General features: G+C 45.3%; 16 protein-coding genes and 1 tRNA gene. 3 read left to right on the forward strand and 14 right to left on the reverse strand.

From position 1 onward, the window contains the following. Nucleotides 1–44 precede the first annotated feature (44 nt). The gene (gene ybeY, locus HC229_RS14640) at nt 45–464 is read right to left on the reverse strand and encodes an rRNA maturation RNase YbeY (RefSeq protein WP_191021251.1); all 420 of its coding nucleotides are present in this window, start codon (nt 462–464) and stop codon (nt 45–47) included. Next, the gene (locus HC229_RS14645) at nt 451–3,840 is read right to left on the reverse strand and encodes a DUF4175 family protein (RefSeq protein ID WP_191021252.1); all 3,390 of its coding nucleotides are present in this window, start codon (nt 3,838–3,840) and stop codon (nt 451–453) included. Before HC229_RS14645 ends, ybeY begins: the two co-directional genes overlap by 14 nt. 133 nt (nt 3,841–3,973) lie before the next feature. Between HC229_RS14645 and gltX the strand changes: the two genes are divergently transcribed. Then, the gene (gltX, locus tag HC229_RS14650) at nt 3,974–5,479 is read left to right on the forward strand and encodes a glutamate--tRNA ligase (RefSeq protein ID WP_191021253.1); all 1,506 of its coding nucleotides are present in this window, start codon (nt 3,974–3,976) and stop codon (nt 5,477–5,479) included. 31 nt (nt 5,480–5,510) lie between these two features. Here the strand turns inward: gltX and HC229_RS14655 are convergent, their stop codons facing one another. After that, nucleotides 5,511–6,080, reverse strand: a complete 570-nt coding sequence (locus tag HC229_RS14655) for a hypothetical protein (RefSeq protein WP_191021254.1) — start codon at nt 6,078–6,080, stop codon at nt 5,511–5,513. A gap of 1 nt (nt 6,081) precedes the next feature. Then, nucleotides 6,082–6,723: an outer membrane beta-barrel protein gene (locus HC229_RS14660; protein ID WP_191021255.1), complete on the reverse strand. Its 642-nt coding sequence runs from the start codon at nt 6,721–6,723 to the stop codon at nt 6,082–6,084. 69 nt (nt 6,724–6,792) lie between these two features. Between HC229_RS14660 and HC229_RS14665 the strand changes: the two genes are divergently transcribed. Next, nucleotides 6,793–7,815, forward strand: a complete 1,023-nt coding sequence (locus HC229_RS14665) for an SPFH domain-containing protein (RefSeq protein ID WP_223845629.1) — start codon at nt 6,793–6,795, stop codon at nt 7,813–7,815. Nucleotides 7,816–7,873: 58 nt separating this feature from the next. Here HC229_RS14665 and HC229_RS14670 read toward each other — a convergent pair whose 3' ends face one another. The 4 genes from HC229_RS14670 to HC229_RS14685 all read right to left on the reverse strand — a co-directional run bounded on the left by HC229_RS14670 (nt 7,874) and on the right by HC229_RS14685 (nt 11,186). Further along, a complete protein-coding gene (locus tag HC229_RS14670; RefSeq protein WP_191021256.1) occupies nt 7,874–8,113 on the reverse strand; it encodes a DUF6327 family protein in 240 nt (79 codons plus the stop codon). Nucleotide 8,114: 1 nt separating this feature from the next. Beyond that, the gene (locus tag HC229_RS14675) at nt 8,115–8,465 is read right to left on the reverse strand and encodes a competence protein (protein WP_191021257.1); all 351 of its coding nucleotides are present in this window, start codon (nt 8,463–8,465) and stop codon (nt 8,115–8,117) included. Beyond that, on the reverse strand, nt 8,465–8,791 hold the full coding sequence (locus HC229_RS14680; RefSeq protein ID WP_191021258.1) for a YtxH domain-containing protein: 327 nt from the start codon (nt 8,789–8,791) through the stop codon (nt 8,465–8,467). Before HC229_RS14680 ends, HC229_RS14675 begins: the two co-directional genes overlap by 1 nt. 298 nt (nt 8,792–9,089) lie before the next feature. Further along, nucleotides 9,090–11,186, reverse strand: coding sequence for a glutamine--tRNA ligase/YqeY domain fusion protein (locus HC229_RS14685; protein WP_191021280.1), 2,097 nt, complete (start codon nt 11,184–11,186; stop codon nt 9,090–9,092). 294 nt (nt 11,187–11,480) lie between these two features. Between HC229_RS14685 and folB the strand changes: the two genes are divergently transcribed. Next, on the forward strand, nt 11,481–11,840 hold the full coding sequence (folB, locus tag HC229_RS14690) for a dihydroneopterin aldolase (protein ID WP_191021259.1): 360 nt from the start codon (nt 11,481–11,483) through the stop codon (nt 11,838–11,840). A 10-nt stretch (nt 11,841–11,850) separates the two neighbouring features. Here folB and HC229_RS14695 read toward each other — a convergent pair whose 3' ends face one another. The 6 genes from HC229_RS14695 to rnr all read right to left on the reverse strand — a co-directional run bounded on the left by HC229_RS14695 (nt 11,851) and on the right by rnr (nt 17,575). Then, on the reverse strand, nt 11,851–12,588 hold the full coding sequence (locus HC229_RS14695) for a phytanoyl-CoA dioxygenase family protein (RefSeq protein WP_191021260.1): 738 nt from the start codon (nt 12,586–12,588) through the stop codon (nt 11,851–11,853). A gap of 202 nt (nt 12,589–12,790) precedes the next feature. After that, a tRNA-Cys gene (locus tag HC229_RS14700) sits at nt 12,791–12,861 on the reverse strand. A 68-nt stretch (nt 12,862–12,929) separates the two neighbouring features. Next, the gene (locus HC229_RS14705) at nt 12,930–13,883 is read right to left on the reverse strand and encodes a hypothetical protein (protein WP_191021261.1); all 954 of its coding nucleotides are present in this window, start codon (nt 13,881–13,883) and stop codon (nt 12,930–12,932) included. A gap of 1 nt (nt 13,884) precedes the next feature. Continuing rightward, nucleotides 13,885–14,571: a LysE family translocator gene (locus tag HC229_RS14710; protein WP_191021262.1), complete on the reverse strand. Its 687-nt coding sequence runs from the start codon at nt 14,569–14,571 to the stop codon at nt 13,885–13,887. A 74-nt stretch (nt 14,572–14,645) separates the two neighbouring features. Further along, nucleotides 14,646–15,311 carry a head GIN domain-containing protein gene (locus HC229_RS14715; RefSeq protein WP_191021263.1) on the reverse strand — a complete coding sequence of 222 codons (666 nt, stop codon included), beginning with the start codon at nt 15,309–15,311 and terminating at the stop codon, nt 14,646–14,648. Continuing rightward, a complete protein-coding gene (gene rnr / locus HC229_RS14720; protein ID WP_191021264.1) occupies nt 15,308–17,575 on the reverse strand; it encodes a ribonuclease R in 2,268 nt (755 codons plus the stop codon). The genes HC229_RS14715 and rnr overlap by 4 nt, the downstream gene beginning before the upstream one ends. Nucleotides 17,576–17,600: the final 25 nt, after the last annotated feature.

Genomic DNA, 17,600 nt, shown 5'->3' on the forward strand with positions numbered 1-17,600 from the left:
ATGTTCCACGTGAAACGCGCTTTTTAAACTCAACATTGGGATGTTTAACGTTCCACGTGGAACATCGCCATCTTTTCTTCTTCCTTCGCCCTCATCAAACTTTCGTCCGAATCAGTCTTATCTTTGTAACCACAATAGTGTAATACACCATGCGCCATTACGCGCCTAAGTTCTGCATCAAAAGTTACTTCAAAATCGAGCGCATTCTCGCGCACACGTTCCACGGAAATGAAAATATCGCCGTGTAATTCGTTTCCTACAGTATAATCAAAACTGATAATGTCAGTGAAACTATCGTGATTGAGATATTTTTGGTTGATGTCGAGCAGATAGGCATCGTCGCAAAAGATATAGTTGATATCACCCTCTTTCTTACCTTCCGATTCGATGATGGCCGACACCCACTTTTCAAAGCGGCCTTCATTCTCGATTTCAAAATCCGTCTCGTAATTAAAGCTTATCATTGCCCTTAAAATATTCTTGAACCTTCTGGTTGTAATTGGAGCGCAAAGGTAAGCTTTGTCTGTTTAATATTTCAATGCTGTTCAAATAATCCTGAAGTGACTTCGGAAGCGCATTACTTTGGTTATTAAACTCCTTGCGATTGGTTTCAGATTGTCGCTTTTTCTCTTCCCCTTGCTGCTGAACAGCTTTCTCGAGTTTCAAAAGTTCATATTTTACGTTGAGTATCTTCTGCAAGGTTTCGTTGTCGAATCCCTTATTCAGCAACCGCTTTTCGATCTGTTTCATTTGATCCATGGCGTTTTGCCCTTGACCGCCTAAGCCTTGTTTGTTCAGCTCGCGTTGAAGTGCCTCCCGTAACTGACGCTGTTCTTTGTATATTTCCATGATCTCGCGAGCATCTCCCTCGCCGTCGTCACCCTGAGATCCCTCGCCTTGGCCGCTGCCGCTTCCACCACTTCCTTCTTTACCTTTGCCTTTGCCTTTCTCACCTTTCCCCTGCCCTTGCTGGCCTTCCTTTCCTTTTTCGCCTGGTTTCTGCCCTTGCCCTTCCTTGTCGCCGGGATTCTTCCCATCTTTCATTCCATCCTTCATTTTTTCGCCAAGACCCTGCTGCTTTTTAATGATATCCGGCAATTGCATACCCTGTCCCTGGCCAGGCGAAGGTTTGCCGCCACCGGCACCGGGCATCTGCATTTGCATTTGCATATTGTTCATCACCTCGCTGAGCATATCGGCCAGGCGGTTCGCCGCCGCGATCGCGTATTGCTGATGGGACGTTCCTTTTGCCACCTGCGCTTCGACAAACGCGTCAAGGGACTTGTCGATATTGTAATGTACATTACCGATTTCGGCAGTGACATTCTCAGTGATCTTAGGATTGCGCAGCGACATCGCGAAAAGACTGTCGTCAACGTGCTTGAATTGCAGCCTCAAATCTTGTTGCAGCTTCAAATTCTTGTTGTATGAAGGAGCGTTTCGCTTCAGGTTCTTGAAATCCTTCATCAGGTCTTCTTCCGAAAACGAAAAGGCAAGTAAGTTATCCAGTATCTGACGCAGCATTTTGACATCTTCTTCCATCTGTTCCATCTCGCCTCCGCCCATCATCTGCATGATGTTGTTGCCCATTTCCTTCATCTTCTTGGCCGCACTCTTTTGCTTAGGTTTCGCACCCTTTGGGCTATCTTTTTTCAGTTCGTCAGACGCTTTTTTCATGTCGTCTTCGATACTTTTCTCATCGTTATCCGTATTTGGGATATCCAAAGGCGACTTGAGCTCTTTATTGTCTTGTTCCAATTGCTCTTTCTCTTCCTGGATCTTATCGAATTCCTTATTGATCTCTTCCTGTTTATCGGACTTGTTCTGTTGTTCGTTCTCGGAAAGCTTGTCTTGCTTCTCCGCCAGCTTCTCGAGCTTGTCGGCAATTTGCTCAGCCTTTTTCTCGACATAATAGCGCTTTGTCAATTCGACCAATTGCTCCAAAGACTTCGATTGGTTTTTCGCATTTTGCTTGAACTGATCCATCTTCTCGAACAATTCCTCTTTGCTGATTTTATCGTTGAGTTCCTTGAGTTCGTCGAGCAATTTTTGGTTCTTTTCCAGGTCCTTCTCCTGCTTGTCCAAACGCCGTTGCAGCTCTTCTTTAAACTCGTCTTTTTTGTCCGGTTGAAATTTGTCGAGGTTTTCCTCAAGCTTCTTCGAAAACTCCTTCATCATCTCATCTTGCTGCTTCTGCCGCTTGATAAAATCGTTGACCTTTTGTTGGTCTTTAAATTCTAGATTGTCCTTTTCCTTTCCGGAATTGCGAAGCTTGTCAAGCTCGGACATCTGTTTTTCCTGGTTCTTGAGCGATTTCTCAAGGCTGTTGATGTTGGAATTTTGCTGTTGCAAAACCTCGTCCTGTTTCTCTTGTTCGGTGGCGATCCTATCGGAAAAAACTGACGACCTCGAACTCTTGAATCCGTGAGGCGCATCGTTGTCGAACACCTCGAAATAATAGTCGTACGAAACACCTTCGTCCACCGGCAACGTCGAAGGGAACGCAAATACAAACTGGTCGAACACATCCCGCTTTACCGCGATTGTTCCACGTTTGGCAGCGGCCGGGTTTCCTTTTGGATAATAGACCACCTGCAATTTCGTCAATCCGTAATCGTCCGCTACCTGTCCCAGGATATAGTTCTTGCCGACCTTCAAAGTATCGGGCGCATTGCCAACGGTAATCGTCGGAAACTGATCTTTTATCACAGAAATCCGATAATTCAACGTTTCATAGTTAGCAACTTTACTATTAGATGTAAGTATCTGATAATCTGTGTTTTGTGAAATTTGCTTTGAAAGGGTAAAATGATTCTGGGATTTGGCAAAAGGGAAATTATTCTGGTCATTTTTCCAATCTACGTTCTGCGTCGCCCGCGTACTCATTTTCCAGGTAACGCGCGTGCCTTCGGGAAGAATCGCATTACCGGTTCCTTTGATGACTTCCGTCCTTTTTCCGAGATAATCGGGGAAGTCCAAAACCATTTCAAAGTTCGCGATAGAGGGAACCGTCACGACCGAAAGCTCGTAGTCGTTGGACCTCACGGTATTCGCCTCCACATGAAACGTCATATCGGCGCCTGGCTTGGGAATCCTGAATTGAAACTCCCCTGCCCTTTCGGACTCCATAAAATAACTCTCGTCGCCTATGAACACCATCGCATTCTCAGGAACGACCCGGCCTTCAGTTTTTATGCGAAGAACGAAATCCTGATTCTGCTCGGTTTGCAGTTTATCGTTGAGCAGCACGAACCGAAACGGCGCGGGCGGCAGGAATTGCTGCTTGTAATTGACCACGCGGTTCAAGCTTTGGGAAAGGAACTCATCGTTACCCGAAATATAGAAGAACGCGACGAACAACAGCGGCAGGATCGCAAGCGGTAAAAACTTTCGGTTCTTTTTAAAATTGATCGCATTTCCAAAAGGAACGGGTTGCAGATTGCCTGCCTTTTGCTCTATCGAGGCCAACAATAATTCCGATTGGTTGCGGTCTGAGGAAAGTTGCAGAAAATTCGTCAGCTTGTCGTTTACTTCGGAAAAATGGCTTCCGATGATCTTCGACGCTTCGTCGTATCCGATTCCTTTCTGCAATTTCAAAAGCTTCGAGATCGGCCAGAGGATAAAACGTCCGATAAGGAAAAGTTCCACAAGTATGAACAGCCAGAACAAAAACGAGCGCGCGCTGGGTTTGAGCCACAGAAAGTATTCGACTGACAGCGTGAACAGGAAATATAGCAAGCCGAGGCCGACGAACAACAAACTGCCGCGAATGAGTTCGTTCGTGTAGTATTTCCTGATGAATGCTTCGAGCTTTTCGTATATGAGATTGGACGTCTTCAAGGTTGACAAGTTTGTATAACCGATAAAAGTAACAATTTTGGTTGTGTACGAAACGTTAATTGTTACCACTCATTTTCGTTTGAGTTTCGACATTAGACTTTCGACTTGTCCTATCTTTGCAAAAAAATCAACAATGTCAAGACCAGTTCGCGTGCGTTTTGCACCAAGCCCGACCGGCCCGCTTCACATAGGCGGCGTCAGGACAGCGCTTTTCAACTATCTGTTCGCCAAGAAACACGGTGGCGTTTTCTATCTCAGGATTGAAGATACCGACCAGAACCGCTTCGTTCCCGGAGCCGAGGAATACATTTTCGAGGCATTGGAATGGCTTGGGATTTCACCGTCCGAAACCGTCGGGAAAAACGAAAAATTCGGGCCGTACAGACAAAGTGAACGCGAAACGATGTACCGGGAGTATGCTGACCGTTTGATTGCATCGGGCAACGCCTACATCGCGTTCGATACGCCGGAGGCTCTTGACGCTCACCGCAAAGATCACGAAGCCAACGGCAAAACCTTTATCTACAACCATCACAACCGCGAAAAGCTCGACAATTCCCTGACAAATTCTGCCGAAAAAGTTTTGGAAAGGATCGCGTCCGGAGAAGATTATGTCGTGCGTTTCAAGACGCCGGTTGACGAAGTCCTGCATCTGAAGGACATCATCCGCGGTGAAATCAAATTCGATACGAACCTGCTCGACGACAAAGTATTGTTCAAAAGCGACGGGATGCCGACGTACCACTTAGCAAATATCGTCGATGATCATTTGATGGAAACCTCTCACGTCATTCGCGGTGAAGAATGGCTGCCTTCCCTCCCGCTCCACGTTCTGCTTTACCGCGCATTCGGATGGGAAGCCCCGGAATTCGCGCATCTGCCGTTGATCTTAAAGCCAATCGGAAACGGAAAATTGTCAAAACGGGACGGCGACAAAATGGGCTTTCCGGTATTTCCGCTTGAATGGCAGACCGAAGAAGGCGTTTCGTCCGGATATCGCGAAAAAGGATTTTTCCCGGAAGCCGTCGTGAATTTCCTGGCACTTTTGGGCTGGAACGACGGATCGGAAAAAGAACTATTCTCGCTCGAGGAATTGGCGCAAAGTTTCGATTTAAACCGCGTCCATAAAGCCGGGGCGAAATTCGATCCGGAAAAAAACAAATGGTTCAACCATCAATATCTGATTACGAAATCAGACGAGGAACTGTCGCAGTTGTTCGCTCCTGCCCTTTCTGAAAAAGGAATTTCAATCGATGCATCGAAACTTGCCAAGATCGTTTCATTGATTAAAGAACGCGCTCATTTCGTATCGGAATTCTGGGAATTGTCGGATTATTTCTTCGAAGCCCCGACACTTTACGACGAAAAAGCAGCAAAAAACTGGAAAGAGGAAACGCCGGCGCTTATGAGCGATTTGTTTCAATTGCTGGAAAACATAGATGATTTTTCTTCGTCAAACGTAGAAACGATCGTAAAGGATTGGATGGCCCAAAACGAGATCGGAATGGGTAAAGTCATGCAACCGCTGCGTTTAAGCCTTGTAGGCGCTTTAAAAGGCCCGCATTTGTTCGACATCATGGAATTGATCGGAAAGGAAGAAACAATTTCGAGAATAAAACGGGCGATCGCCAATCTATAAAAACGAAAAAGCTCCTTGATTGGAGCTTTTTTTATTTACAATCGATTTTTTCCGGTTCATCGAGAATCTTGAGAAACATAATGTTCGTCGGATCGTTTTCAGACCGGAACAAATCGACCTTATTACGCAAAGGCGTACATTCCGGAAAGAAATCCGAGATGAGTTTGAAGAATTCTTCGCGTCGGTTGGCTTCCGCTTCTGTTTTGCTTTCGGTAAAACCAATTTGCTTCAGCACTTTTCCATTCTCTATTACAACGACGTCATAAAGCGTAACGACCGAACTAAAACCACCTCTGTCGCGGTTGCGTTTGCTGCTGATCACGCCTAATGTGCGATTTCCGGCTTTAGCCAAAATATAATACAATTTCGACTTTTTACCGATATCGAAACGCTTCAGCACTTTGCGGTCAATGACCACGGAGTCTACATCGGCAAACTTGACCAAGCCTTCCTTTCCATTGGCCTTGAACGTGATTTGCTTTTTGGGCGTGACCACATTAAGGTCGGCAACTGCCATTTTTGAACCATCTTTTTTGAAGATCGTTTGTTGGCCGACGGCGATCGAGCACGACAATAGCGCTATGGAGAGGAGAAGTTTCATATCAGAAATAAATAATCAGATTTCCTGACAAGATACCAAGATTTCCCTTGACTTTCTTTCCGAAGCCCTCCTCTTCGACCTGGGAGAGGAAATTGTTGAATCCGTACTGATATTGTACGTTTAAACGGACATTTCTCACACCGGCAGTGATTCCGACAGCGCCGAGGATATTGAACGTGCTGACGTCTTCCAGATCTTTTACTGTCGCCAAAGTTTCCATAATGGCGTTGTCTGCAGATTCTTCCTTGTACTTGAGCTTACCGTTTACCTGCAAAACAGGCCCGGCCTCGATACTCAAGTGGTTGTAAATGATGTTGTAACTCGGCATAAGCGATATTTTGACGCCTTGTATTTTGTAGTCGACATCCTCGTTTTGGAGCGTTAACGGATTGGCCGTCGGGACCGAAAATTTGTTCTCGCTGAATTGGATGGCATACACCATATCGAAGTTGTTGTAAAAGTTGCCGCGCACGGAAAGACCGACATTCCAGCCAGTTTCTGCTTTCGTTTCGAAATTGTTGGTGCTGAGATCGGTCTGGTTGATTCCGCCAAAAATCCCGATCATATTGGAATCCTGGTAATTCATTTGAGCCGATCCCGCCGCAGACGCCAGCATCAAAGCGCCTAAAATGTACTTTTTCATATCTTTTTATTGGTTAGGCAAACCTAAGTAATTTTCGTAATTTGACGGGATAACTAAACAAATAACATCATGAGTATCCCAACAATCGTTTTATTGGTTTTAGGCTTCTTTATACTGCTGTCGTGTTTTTTCACGGTAAAGCAGCAAAGTGCCGTAATCATTGAGCGTTTCGGAAAATTTCAAAGTGTACGAAATTCCGGACTTCAATTAAAAATTCCCGTCATCGACCGCATCGCCGGACGCATCAATCTACGCATTCAGCAGCTCGACGTGATCATCGAAACCAAGACTAAGGACAATGTTTTCGTGAAACTCAAAGTTTCGGTGCAATTCAAGGTAATCCAGGAGAAAGTGTACGAAGCGTTTTACAAATTGGAATATCCGCACGATCAAATCACGGCTTACGTATTCGATGTAGTGCGTGCCGAAGTTCCCAAATTGATCCTCGACGACGTTTTCGAGCGCAAAGACGACATCGCGATCGCCGTCAAACGCGAATTAAACGAGGCCATGACCACATATGGATACGACATTATCAACACTTTGGTCACCGACATCGATCCCGATATCCAGGTGAAAAACGCCATGAACCGCATCAACGCGGCCGACCGCGAGAAGACCGCAACGGCTTTCGAAGCAGAATCCGTGCGCATCCGGATTGTCGCAAAAGCAAAGGCGGAAGCAGAAAGCAAACGTCTCCAAGGTCAGGGAATTGCAGATCAAAGACGGGAAATTGCGAGAGGTTTGGTCGAATCAGTCGAAGTGTTGAACAAGGTCGGAATCAACTCCCAGGAAGCCTCGGCCTTGATCGTTGTGACGCAGCATTACGACACACTTCAGGCGATTGGCGCAGATACGAATTCCAACTTGATCCTGCTTCCGAACACGCCTCAGGCTGCCAATGATATGCTCAACAATATGGTGGTTTCTTTTGCCGCTTCCAACCAGGTTGGCGAAGCGATGAAAAAAGGGCAATTCGGTGCGAGAAAGGATAGAGCCGAGGACAAATCAGGCAACAGACGCGATGAAGACGCTTCGGTAATCAGGAAGGATTATCCGGAAAACCCTGAAAACCGGGACATTACCGTTTGAAAATTAGATTGAGGTCGTATCGACAAACCTCAAAGGTTTTGAACACCTTTGAGGTTTTTTATTTGAATATCTTCTTGAGTACGAAATTGATCAGCATCCCTTTCAGAGGCCCGGCGAGCCCGCTTACCATATCTATGGCAACTTCTGGAACACCGCCGAGCAACTTTTTGGGATCGAGATTTTCCTTCGTATGATCGAGCGTCTGAAGCATACGCTGGTAATACAATTCCTTTTCGACCTTTAGGATTTCAAGATCCTGGTCAATCTGGCCGTAAGAGGAGTAGCGTCTTTTTTCCATGTCATTCGTTGAAAAAGAATTCGGAGAATTTTTCGAGGATCGGTCCTTCGACAATTTTGTCTTTGACGTTATATACGATCAGGCTCAGAACGATATAAAATCCGCCTACGATCAGGAAGCCGTATGCAAGATTTTCAAGTGCATATCCAATCGCAAGTGCAGCTGCAACCGATAGAAAAACCAGCACCAAGGTCAAGAAAATCGCCAACAACAGCAACTTGAGCAACATCGTGGTCGACTTCATGGCAACCTTGAAAAACCACAATTTGTAATAAGCTACATTGCTGTCAATGAAGCCTTTGACGTTCTCTTTTAAGTCGTCTGCATTATCTTTTAGATCATCGAGCACCATTATCCACGCATTTTCGCAGCCGCAGATTTGAGATCGGCGAGCTTTTGTTCGAGACTATCGATAATTTCGCTGGCCTTCCCATCGGCGTTTTCGGCAACGTCTTCAAATGCCGACTGCAAATCGGATTCAGATGTTTGCAACTTTGATTTCAGGCCTGAGGAAAGCTCATCGAACTTTTTCTTGAGCTCATCTTTTTTCTCGTCAAATCCGTCCTTTAATTTTTTGCGGGTTTTCGTCCCTTCGTCAGGAGCGAATAAAATTCCGATGGCGGCTCCAACTGCGACGCCCAACAAAAGTGCGACCGCCGCTTTAGAAGTATTTGACATTTCGTTTGATTTTGAGTTTGACTAAAGGTAGCCAATTTTTAACATTTGGCGGTTAACGGGTCGTTAAAAGCGGATTATAAAGTGAAAACCGAAAATAAGACGATTTAACGAAATCAAATTCTAAAAACGTCCGAATAGGTTACGTATTTTTTTTAGTCGAACAAAACAGATTTATGAAAGCCATTTTTCAAAGATAAAATTGATATATTTCAACAAATCCATCAGATCTACAAATAATAAAAAAACCGACTACTCTAAGTCGGTTTTAATCAATATAAACTATAATATATTTAAACTATCAAAATTCAGAAAGCAATTGCAAAACACGCTCGTTTTTTTCTGAAGATTTTAGTTTCAGGATTTCATCAGCAAACTTGGATGTCGCCTGCTGATCGTTTTTCAAACTTCGTAAAACTTCTTCGCGAACAAATGGGGATTCACTTTTGAGCGACATCCCGTAAAATTTATCGACCACTTCATCTTCGATTGCCGAAAGTTGGATAGAATCCGAATATTTCAATAACCAATTCGCGAATAGGAGGGAACTTTTATTGTTTGTCACATTCTTACGAAAAGAGTTTTGGATAAGGCTGAAGTTCGCTAGCGATTTGATGTTTTCGGATATCGCTTTTTCAATGGTGGAACGCTCTTCGTCAGTACTTACTTTAAAGAATTTATTGATTTCCTTGAGGGAATTGTTCACGGCGTTTTCTTCCTTTTTCCCTTTTTCCTCCCAGGCGTCTTTAAGCCCGACGGTTTTGTTGAAAACCAATTTTTGAGACGTAGAATCCTTATCTACAGTAAAATAACCGAGTCGCTGAAACTGAAATTTGTCTTCGCTCTTCGCATTTTTCAAACTCGGTTCAACAAAGCCGGTAACCACTTTTAACGATTCCGGGTTGACGAATTCAAGGAAATCTTTCCCCTTGTGCGTGTCGGGTGACTCGTCTGTAAACAACCGGTCGTACAAGCGAATTTCCGCTTTGAGGGCGTGAGCTGCCGAAACCCAGTGGAGCGTTCCGGAAACTTTGCGTTGGCTGGCTTCAGTGCCGCTTCCGGACAACGAATCGACGTCGTATGTCGCATGGATCTCGGTGATATTCCCATCGGAATCCTTGACAACACTTTCCCCTTTTATGATATACGCATTCTTGAGACGAACTTCCCGGTCGATTGAAAGTCGGAAAAATTTAGGTGGCGCATCTTCGAGAAAATCCTCGCGTTCGATCCACAATTCCTTTGAAAACGGCACTTTTCGGAAACCTGCGTTCTCATCTTCCTGGTTGTTTTCGGCCTCAAGCCATTCTTCTTTTCCTTCCGGATAATTGGTAATTACCAGTTTCACCGGATCGATAACGCCCATCACGCGCGGCGCGATCTTGTTCAAATCTTCGCGTACGCAAAATTCCAAAAGCGAAACATCGATCAAATTGTCGCGTTTTGCAATCCCGATCGTGTTGGCGAAATTGCGAAGCGAAGTGGGAGTGAAGCCGCGTCTTCTAAGGCCGGAAATCGTCGACATGCGAGGATCATCCCAACCGGAAACAAAATTTTGGTTAACCAGTTGAAGGAGTTTTCGCTTGCTTACAACCGTATGGCTCAAATTCCGTCGGGCGAATTCCCGTTGCTTCGGACGCAATTTTTTGTCATCGTAAATTTGATCGAGGAACCAATCGTACAGCTCCCTGTGTGGTAAAAATTCCAATGTACAAAGCGAGTGGGAAATCTGTTCGAGATAATCTGATTCCCCGTGCGCCCAATCATACATAGGATAAATGCACCAATCGTCTCCGGTTCTGTGGTGATGTTTGTGCATGATCCTGTACATCAAAGGGTCGCGCATCAACATATTCGTGGACGCCATGTCGATCTTTGCCCGCACTATATGCGTACCGTCAGGAAATTCGCCTTTTTTCATTCGCTCAAACAAATCGAGATTTTCCTCTATCGAACGGTTTCGGTAAGGTGAATCGGTTCCCGGCTGTGTCGGCGTGCCTTTTTGCTCGGCGATTTGCTCGGACGTTTGGCTGTCGACATAGGCCTTGTCTTTCCTGATAAGCTCGACCGTCCAATCGTATAATTGCTGGAAATAGTCGGATGCGTATCGTTCTTCGGCCCAATTGTATCCGAGCCATTCAATGTCGCGCTTGATTGCATCTACGTATTCCTGCTCTTCTTTTTCAGGATTCGTATCGTCGAAACGCAGGTTTACAGGCGCTTTGTACGATTCTCCCAAACCAAAGTTGAGTGCAATCGAACTCGCATGGCCGATGTGCAGGTAGCCGTTTGGCTCCGGCGGAAAACGAAACCGCAAACCACTGTGCGGCATGCCGTTCTTCAAATCTTCTTCTATGATCTGCTCAATGAAATTGAGGGATTTTTCTTCTGACATAATTCGATATGGAAAGCTGCAAAGTTAATCAAAGTCGAAAGGTAAAATTGGACGGAGCGAAGAAATATGGCGTTAGACTTATCGGATTTTGCCTGGCTGAGGTAATCGAAACGGATTGGCTGGGTTTGGATGTGTAGGCTTGGAGATTGGGATTGCGATTCAGAGGGACGAAATTTAGGAATTTGTATAGTCTTTCTGTATTTGGGTAGATGTGAATCGCGGTATTTTTATTTTTATTGACTGAGCCAGAATTTTCACGGCTCGTCTTATAAGCGTAATTTTGATGGAAAATCTACTATGGGAATCATCAGACTCAAAAATATACGCACTTTTTCCTATCACGGCTGTTTGCCGGAAGAGACCAAAATAGGATCAGAATATTCGGTAGATCTTGAAATAAAAACAGATTTGCGGAAAGCCGCCGAAACCGACCACTTAGCCGATACGGTCGATTATGTCTTGCTGAACAGGATCGTGGTCGAAGAAATGGCCGTGGCGTCGAAGCTTTTGGAACACGTCGCGCATCGCATCATTGTCAGGGTTTTTGGAGAGCTTCCGGAGGTTTCAAGGATGACGTTGGCCGTTTCCAAAATCAACCCGCCGATTGGTGGAGACGTCGAAGCCGTAACGGTCATAATGGAGGAATATCGCAGTTGACATCCGGCTTTTAAACCAGAAATTCTCGCTTTTCAAATAACATTTTTTCGCTCCATTCCAGTCCTTCGGGTAGTTCATCTTTCCCGAATTCTATATGGATGACGCGTCTTTTGCGATCGTTAGTCGTGCGGTCTGACGCATGTAACAGCAGCGGCCGCATGATCATGATACCTCCTTTTCTGACTTCGCAAACGGCTTCTTCCTCTGTTTCCCAATCTATGTTTTCCGGTCGATAAATGCCTTTTGAATGGGAATTTCGGATGACTTTCAGCGCACCGTTCTGAGAAGTAGTTTCGTCGAGATGGATCCTGATCGTGAAGTTATTTTGTACTATTTCGAGAGGCGGCTGCACTGCGAACTGCCGCTGCTTAACTGTCCAGGGCCCAAAACCATCTATTTCTATTTTTTCTTTTACCGATATCGTAAGATCTTGGTGGTAGGCGACAAACCAGTTGGATTGTTCGGGTTTGTCGAAATAAATGGACTTGGTGACGAAATTACCGCTACCGAAAATACCTTGTATCAAGTCAATGAATGCGGGCGTGAAAATCGCAGATCCAGCTTCTGGGATTTCCTTTAAGAATTGACGTATCGCGAATATCCCCGATGATTTGCGGAAGGTCGGGCGGGATGAATCGGCAGTTGTGATTGCGGATAATATCGCGTCGATTTGATCGAGCGTGAACACCTCATTTATAATCGTAAAACCATTGGTGTCGATTTGCTGTTTGTGGCGAGCGAAATCCATTTTATATTTTCTTCAAAGATATCGATTTGGTCGAAAAACAGGAGCCGCGATAAGGATGGAGGCATTGTTGGAGCTCTTTTGGTAAAACCTAAGGTTTTAAAAACCTTTGAGGTTTCCAAAAAGCGACTGCCGACAGCCTGGACCGAAGGTATCGCCCAAAAACAAAAAAACCTGCAAGTTGTCGAAACTTGCAGGTCAGTTGAGGCATCGAGCGGATTCGAACCGCTGTAAGAGCTTTTGCAGAGCCCGGCCTAGCCACTCGGCCACGACGCCAATTGTAATCAGGTCGGCAAATGTAACCAAATCTTTTAAAATTTGAAAGTTTCGGTTAAAAAATGCCTTTATTTTAGCTTTCGTATCTGATCATAAAGTGCGCTTGGTGTTGTCGGGCTGAGTTCCACCATGGGCATTTCGAGCTTTTCAAGATCAAGGCGCTCTGCCCAAGCGTATAATTTCCCGCTTTTAACCGCCGTCACAACGAATAATCCGAAACCTTCAAGCGGGACTTGCTCGAACATCATGTTATCTTTCCCATCGAAGAACAACGTAGTGTTCATGACCTGGACAGAGCCATTTTTCTCGACGATGAAAAAAGCTTTTCCGAACGAGTAGGAGGAAGGCTGCTTGATGTCGAATGCGAAAGTTGTTGATGTGTTGTGGGACGCGCGGTTTGAAATGGCGCTCGCTATCCAACCCAAACGCGTAATGGGCATCGTCATGTAATATTCTTCGGTTTGGGGATCGTCGTCTGCCGAAATGCGTTTGAAGCGTTGATTCGACGGAACCCATACCAGGTTTTGAATGCTGTCCCGGCTTCCGGTAAAGAATTCCATACGCTTTGTCGAAAATCGCCTGAAATCTACGTTTAGGGCGCGTCCGGGTTTTATTTTAAGCTTATTCCCGCCCGAGGTCATCGAAACGAAATAAGTGCCTCCCGAAAGTATGTGTTTTCCATTGAACGAGCCACTTGAAACGTCCGAAAAAACAAATTCCGACGGTTGGGTCAATTCCCGAAGTTCCACGAGAATTTTATCGGCTAGCGGCTTTCCGTTTTCGGTTTCGAGATCTTTCGGATCGACCCGAATAAAGATGCCTTTTGCGCCGGTTACTTCAGAAGCCGCGGTGGATGAAATTTCAAAACTTTGGGGCCGCACATTTCCCTGCTCCAAGAGTGCATTGAGCTGTTGTGCTTCCTTCTTGAAATCAGGATTTGTTTTTTGGGTTTTCGCCTGTTTGGGCTCGCACGAAATCAAAGCCAGCCCAATAAAAAGGGCAGCCGCAACCGTTTTGTTCATATCAATTTTGGTGTTCCAGTTTTTCAAGTGCGCTATTGACGATTTTGCGTTCTTTCGGAAACAAGCCTTGTCCTAAAAGAAAAACTCCCGACACTATCAATACAATGCTGATAACTTTTTTTATCATCAGGATATTGTGCGGATTAAGATAGCGTCTGAGCTGTTTGGCAAGCAGGATCTTGAAAATATCGACCACAAAGTAACTGACGATGACCGCCGTAAAAAACGTCAGCATCCGTCCCGGGTTGAGCTGCAGCTGAGGTCCGATCGTAATGATGAGCGCCAGCCAAAAACCCAAAACGCCTATATTGATGAAATTCAGGAAAAAACCTTTAACCGCCAACGTCAGGTAATTGTTTTTGGCCAACTCGACAGGATCTTCCGGGTCGATACTTTTCTTCTTGAGTTTTCTGTTTTTTATAAGGCTGATGATACCGTAAGTCAGCATGACCAGGCCTCCGAAGATAAAAAGCGCCGGATCGTCCTTGATCGCGCTGATGAGCCGGTAGCTCGAAAAATACGCAATCAGGATAAAGACGATATCTGCAATGATCACTCCTACATTGAACGAAAGGGCAGCCCTGAACCCTTTGACAACGCTCGTCTCCAGCAACACGAAAAAAACCGGACCTATCATGAAGCTCAGGAAAAATCCGAGTGGTATGGCCGTTAGAATATCTTCAATCATCAACGAGGCGTGTAAATGTGATGTCACAAATATAACTTGAAATTTCCAAAATGTTAATTTTGGCCGGTTTTAAGTCACATCTGAGAAATCGTTCCTCCCAAAATCGACTTTTTATCAACCGTTTGCGGATTGCCGTGTATCGTGATTTCCCCACCGGCCTTGGTTCGGGCCTTAACATATTTTGATGCTTTGACTTCAGCTTCACCACCGGCGTTTATACTGACGTCCGTGCGCTCTGTGTCCAGATTTTGGGCCTCGACAATGCCGCCTGTACCGATCGAAATTTCAGAATCGGACGCTTTTCCCTCCAATCTCACGGTCGCTCCCGTTACCGATTTGACCCGCAGGATTTCCACACTGACGTCCAATTTGACTTCTGCTCCTTCCTTGGCCGTAATTTCGAGTTTCGGCGCATCTATTGCCTTTGCGCTTGAAATGAAAGCACCTTCGCTTCCGTCGACGCTTTTAATGGATTTGTAATAAATTTTAGCTTCGATTTCCTCGCCCTGAAGTAGTTTCGTCGCAGGCATTCCCAACTTGAGTTCTCCGTTTTTATTGACGACGATAACGTCCTTTGCGCGATTTCCGGTAATTTCTACTTTGTTGACATCTGATGCTATCAATTCTGCCGAAATCCTGTCGTAAACCTTGATTTTATCAAAATCTCCCGGATCTTTCGAAACTTGGGAGAACCCTAACTGAAATGCACCTAAAGCGATAAATAAAACAATCTTTTTCATGATTCTTTGTTGTTGTTCTTCTTTTTCTTTTGTGATTTGGCAGCCGAATTTTGATCAGCCTCCAGTTTCGAAGCTTCGTAGTCTGCTCGTTTTCCGAGGTAATGGAAATCAAGCTGTTTCTTGACCAAATCGGCATTTTTGACCTTTACGTAAACCTCGTCTCCCAACGTGATCGTGTTTTTGGAAACGGCACCCACAAGTGCGTATTGTTTGTCGTCGAACGTGTAATAATCATCTTTGATTTCACGGATGCGGCACATTCCTTCGCATTTGTTTTCGACGATTTCCACATAGATTCCCCATTCGGTCACACCCGAGATCACACCCAGGAAATCCTGATCCTGATGATCGGCCATATACTTGACCTGCATGTACTTGACCGAATCGCGTTCGGCATTTGTCGCTAAAATTTCCATGTCGGTAGAATGCACGCATTTTTCCTCAAACGCTTCTTCTGATGCCGATTTCCCGCCATCGATGTAAAACTGCAGCAGTCGGTGCGCCATGACGTCAGGATAACGCCTGATCGGAGACGTGAAATGAGAATAATAATCGAACGCCAAACCGTAATGCCCGACGTTGTGAACCGAATACCTGGCCTTGCTCATACTTCTGATGGCAAGCGTATCCACCATATTCTGCTCTTTTTTTCCCTGAACGTCAGACAACAATTTGTTGATCGACTGAGAAATGTGCTTTTTGCTTCTGAAGTCGATGCTATAGCCGAATTTGGAAATGACACCTTGAAGCCCGATAAGCTTGTCCTCATTCGGTTCGTCGTGTATCCGATAAATAAACGTCTTCTTCTGCTTACCGATGAATTCCGCCACTTTCTTATTGGCCAGAAGCATGAATTCCTCAATGAGGTGATTTGAGTCTTTTGCTTCCTTAAAATAGACGCCAACAGGCTCATCTTCTTCGTTAAGCTTGAATTTTACTTCGACCTTGTCGAACGAAATCGCACCGTCCGCCATTCGCTTGCGACGCATGATTTTGGCCAACTCGTCCAATTTTAATGTCGCCTCGACGATCGCTGCCGGAGCATCGTAAGTTTCGCCTGTCAGGGAAATATGTTCGGGGATCGTCGCAGATTTTGTTTCGATGATGTGCTGTGCCTCTTCATAAGCGAATCGCTGATCCGAATAAGTAACGGTACGACCAAACCATTGATCGATGACATTGGCTTTGTTATCGATTTCGAAAACGGCCGAGAACGTATATTTTTCCTCATGTGGACGCAACGAGCACGCAAAGTTGGACAACACTTCGGGCAACATCGGCACGACGCGATCCACGAGATAAACGGATGTAGCGCGATTATACGCCTCTTCGTCCAAAATCGTTCCTTCCTCGACATAATGCGAAACATCGGCAATGTGAATACCGATCTCAAAATTGCCGTTGTCGAGCTTTTTGAACGAGAGCGCATCGTCAAAATCCTTGGCGTCGCGGGGATCGATCGTAAAAGTCAACGTCTGTCGCATGTCGCGTCTCTTGTCGATTTCCTGTTGCTGGATTGAAGTGTCGAGCTTCTGGGCATAAACTTCCACGTCTACGGGAAATTCATAAGGCAAACCATATTCCGCCAGGATCGCATGGATTTCCGTATCGTGTTCACCGGGCTTTCCAAGGACTTTGATTACTGATCCAAACGGAGAATCGGCGCGCTTTGGCCAGTCCTCGATCTCAACTAAAACGACTTCCCCTTGCTGGGCTTCTCCAATTTTGTCCTTCGGGATAAAAATATCGGTATACATTTTCGGGTTCGCCGTAGAGACGAAAGCGAAATTCTTCTGGATGTCGATCACGCCTACGAACTGCGTCTTGGCACGCTCCACGATTTCCACTACTTCACCCTCCGGACGCTTGCCCTGTCGCCTATTGTAAACGTAAACCTGGACGATGTCGCCATCGAGTGCGCGGTTGAGGTTATTGGTCGGGATAAAAACATCTTCTTCGAAATCGTCACAAACGAAAAAAGCCGTCTTCCGGCTCGTCATGTCGATTTTTCCCTGATAATAATCCTGGCTGACCGCCTTCACGAGATATTTTCCCGGTTCGGACTCGATGATCTTCTTTTGGGCGGCAAGTAGCTTTAAATCGCGAATGATCTCATTTCGGCTTTTGGTATCGTCAACTTCTAAAATGGCCGCTATCTGTTTGTAGTTGAATCCCTTATTTGAATTCCGGGCGAGGATTTTGAGGATCTTGTTAGAAAAATCCTTGGGTTTTCCGTTACCCTTTCTATGTGGTGTCTTACTCATTTTTGTATACTATTCGATGTGAAAT

Origin of the sequence: Flavobacterium selenitireducens, from assembly GCF_014748335.1 — a bacterium.
GTDB classification, from domain to species: domain Bacteria; phylum Bacteroidota; class Bacteroidia; order Flavobacteriales; family Flavobacteriaceae; genus Flavobacterium; species Flavobacterium selenitireducens.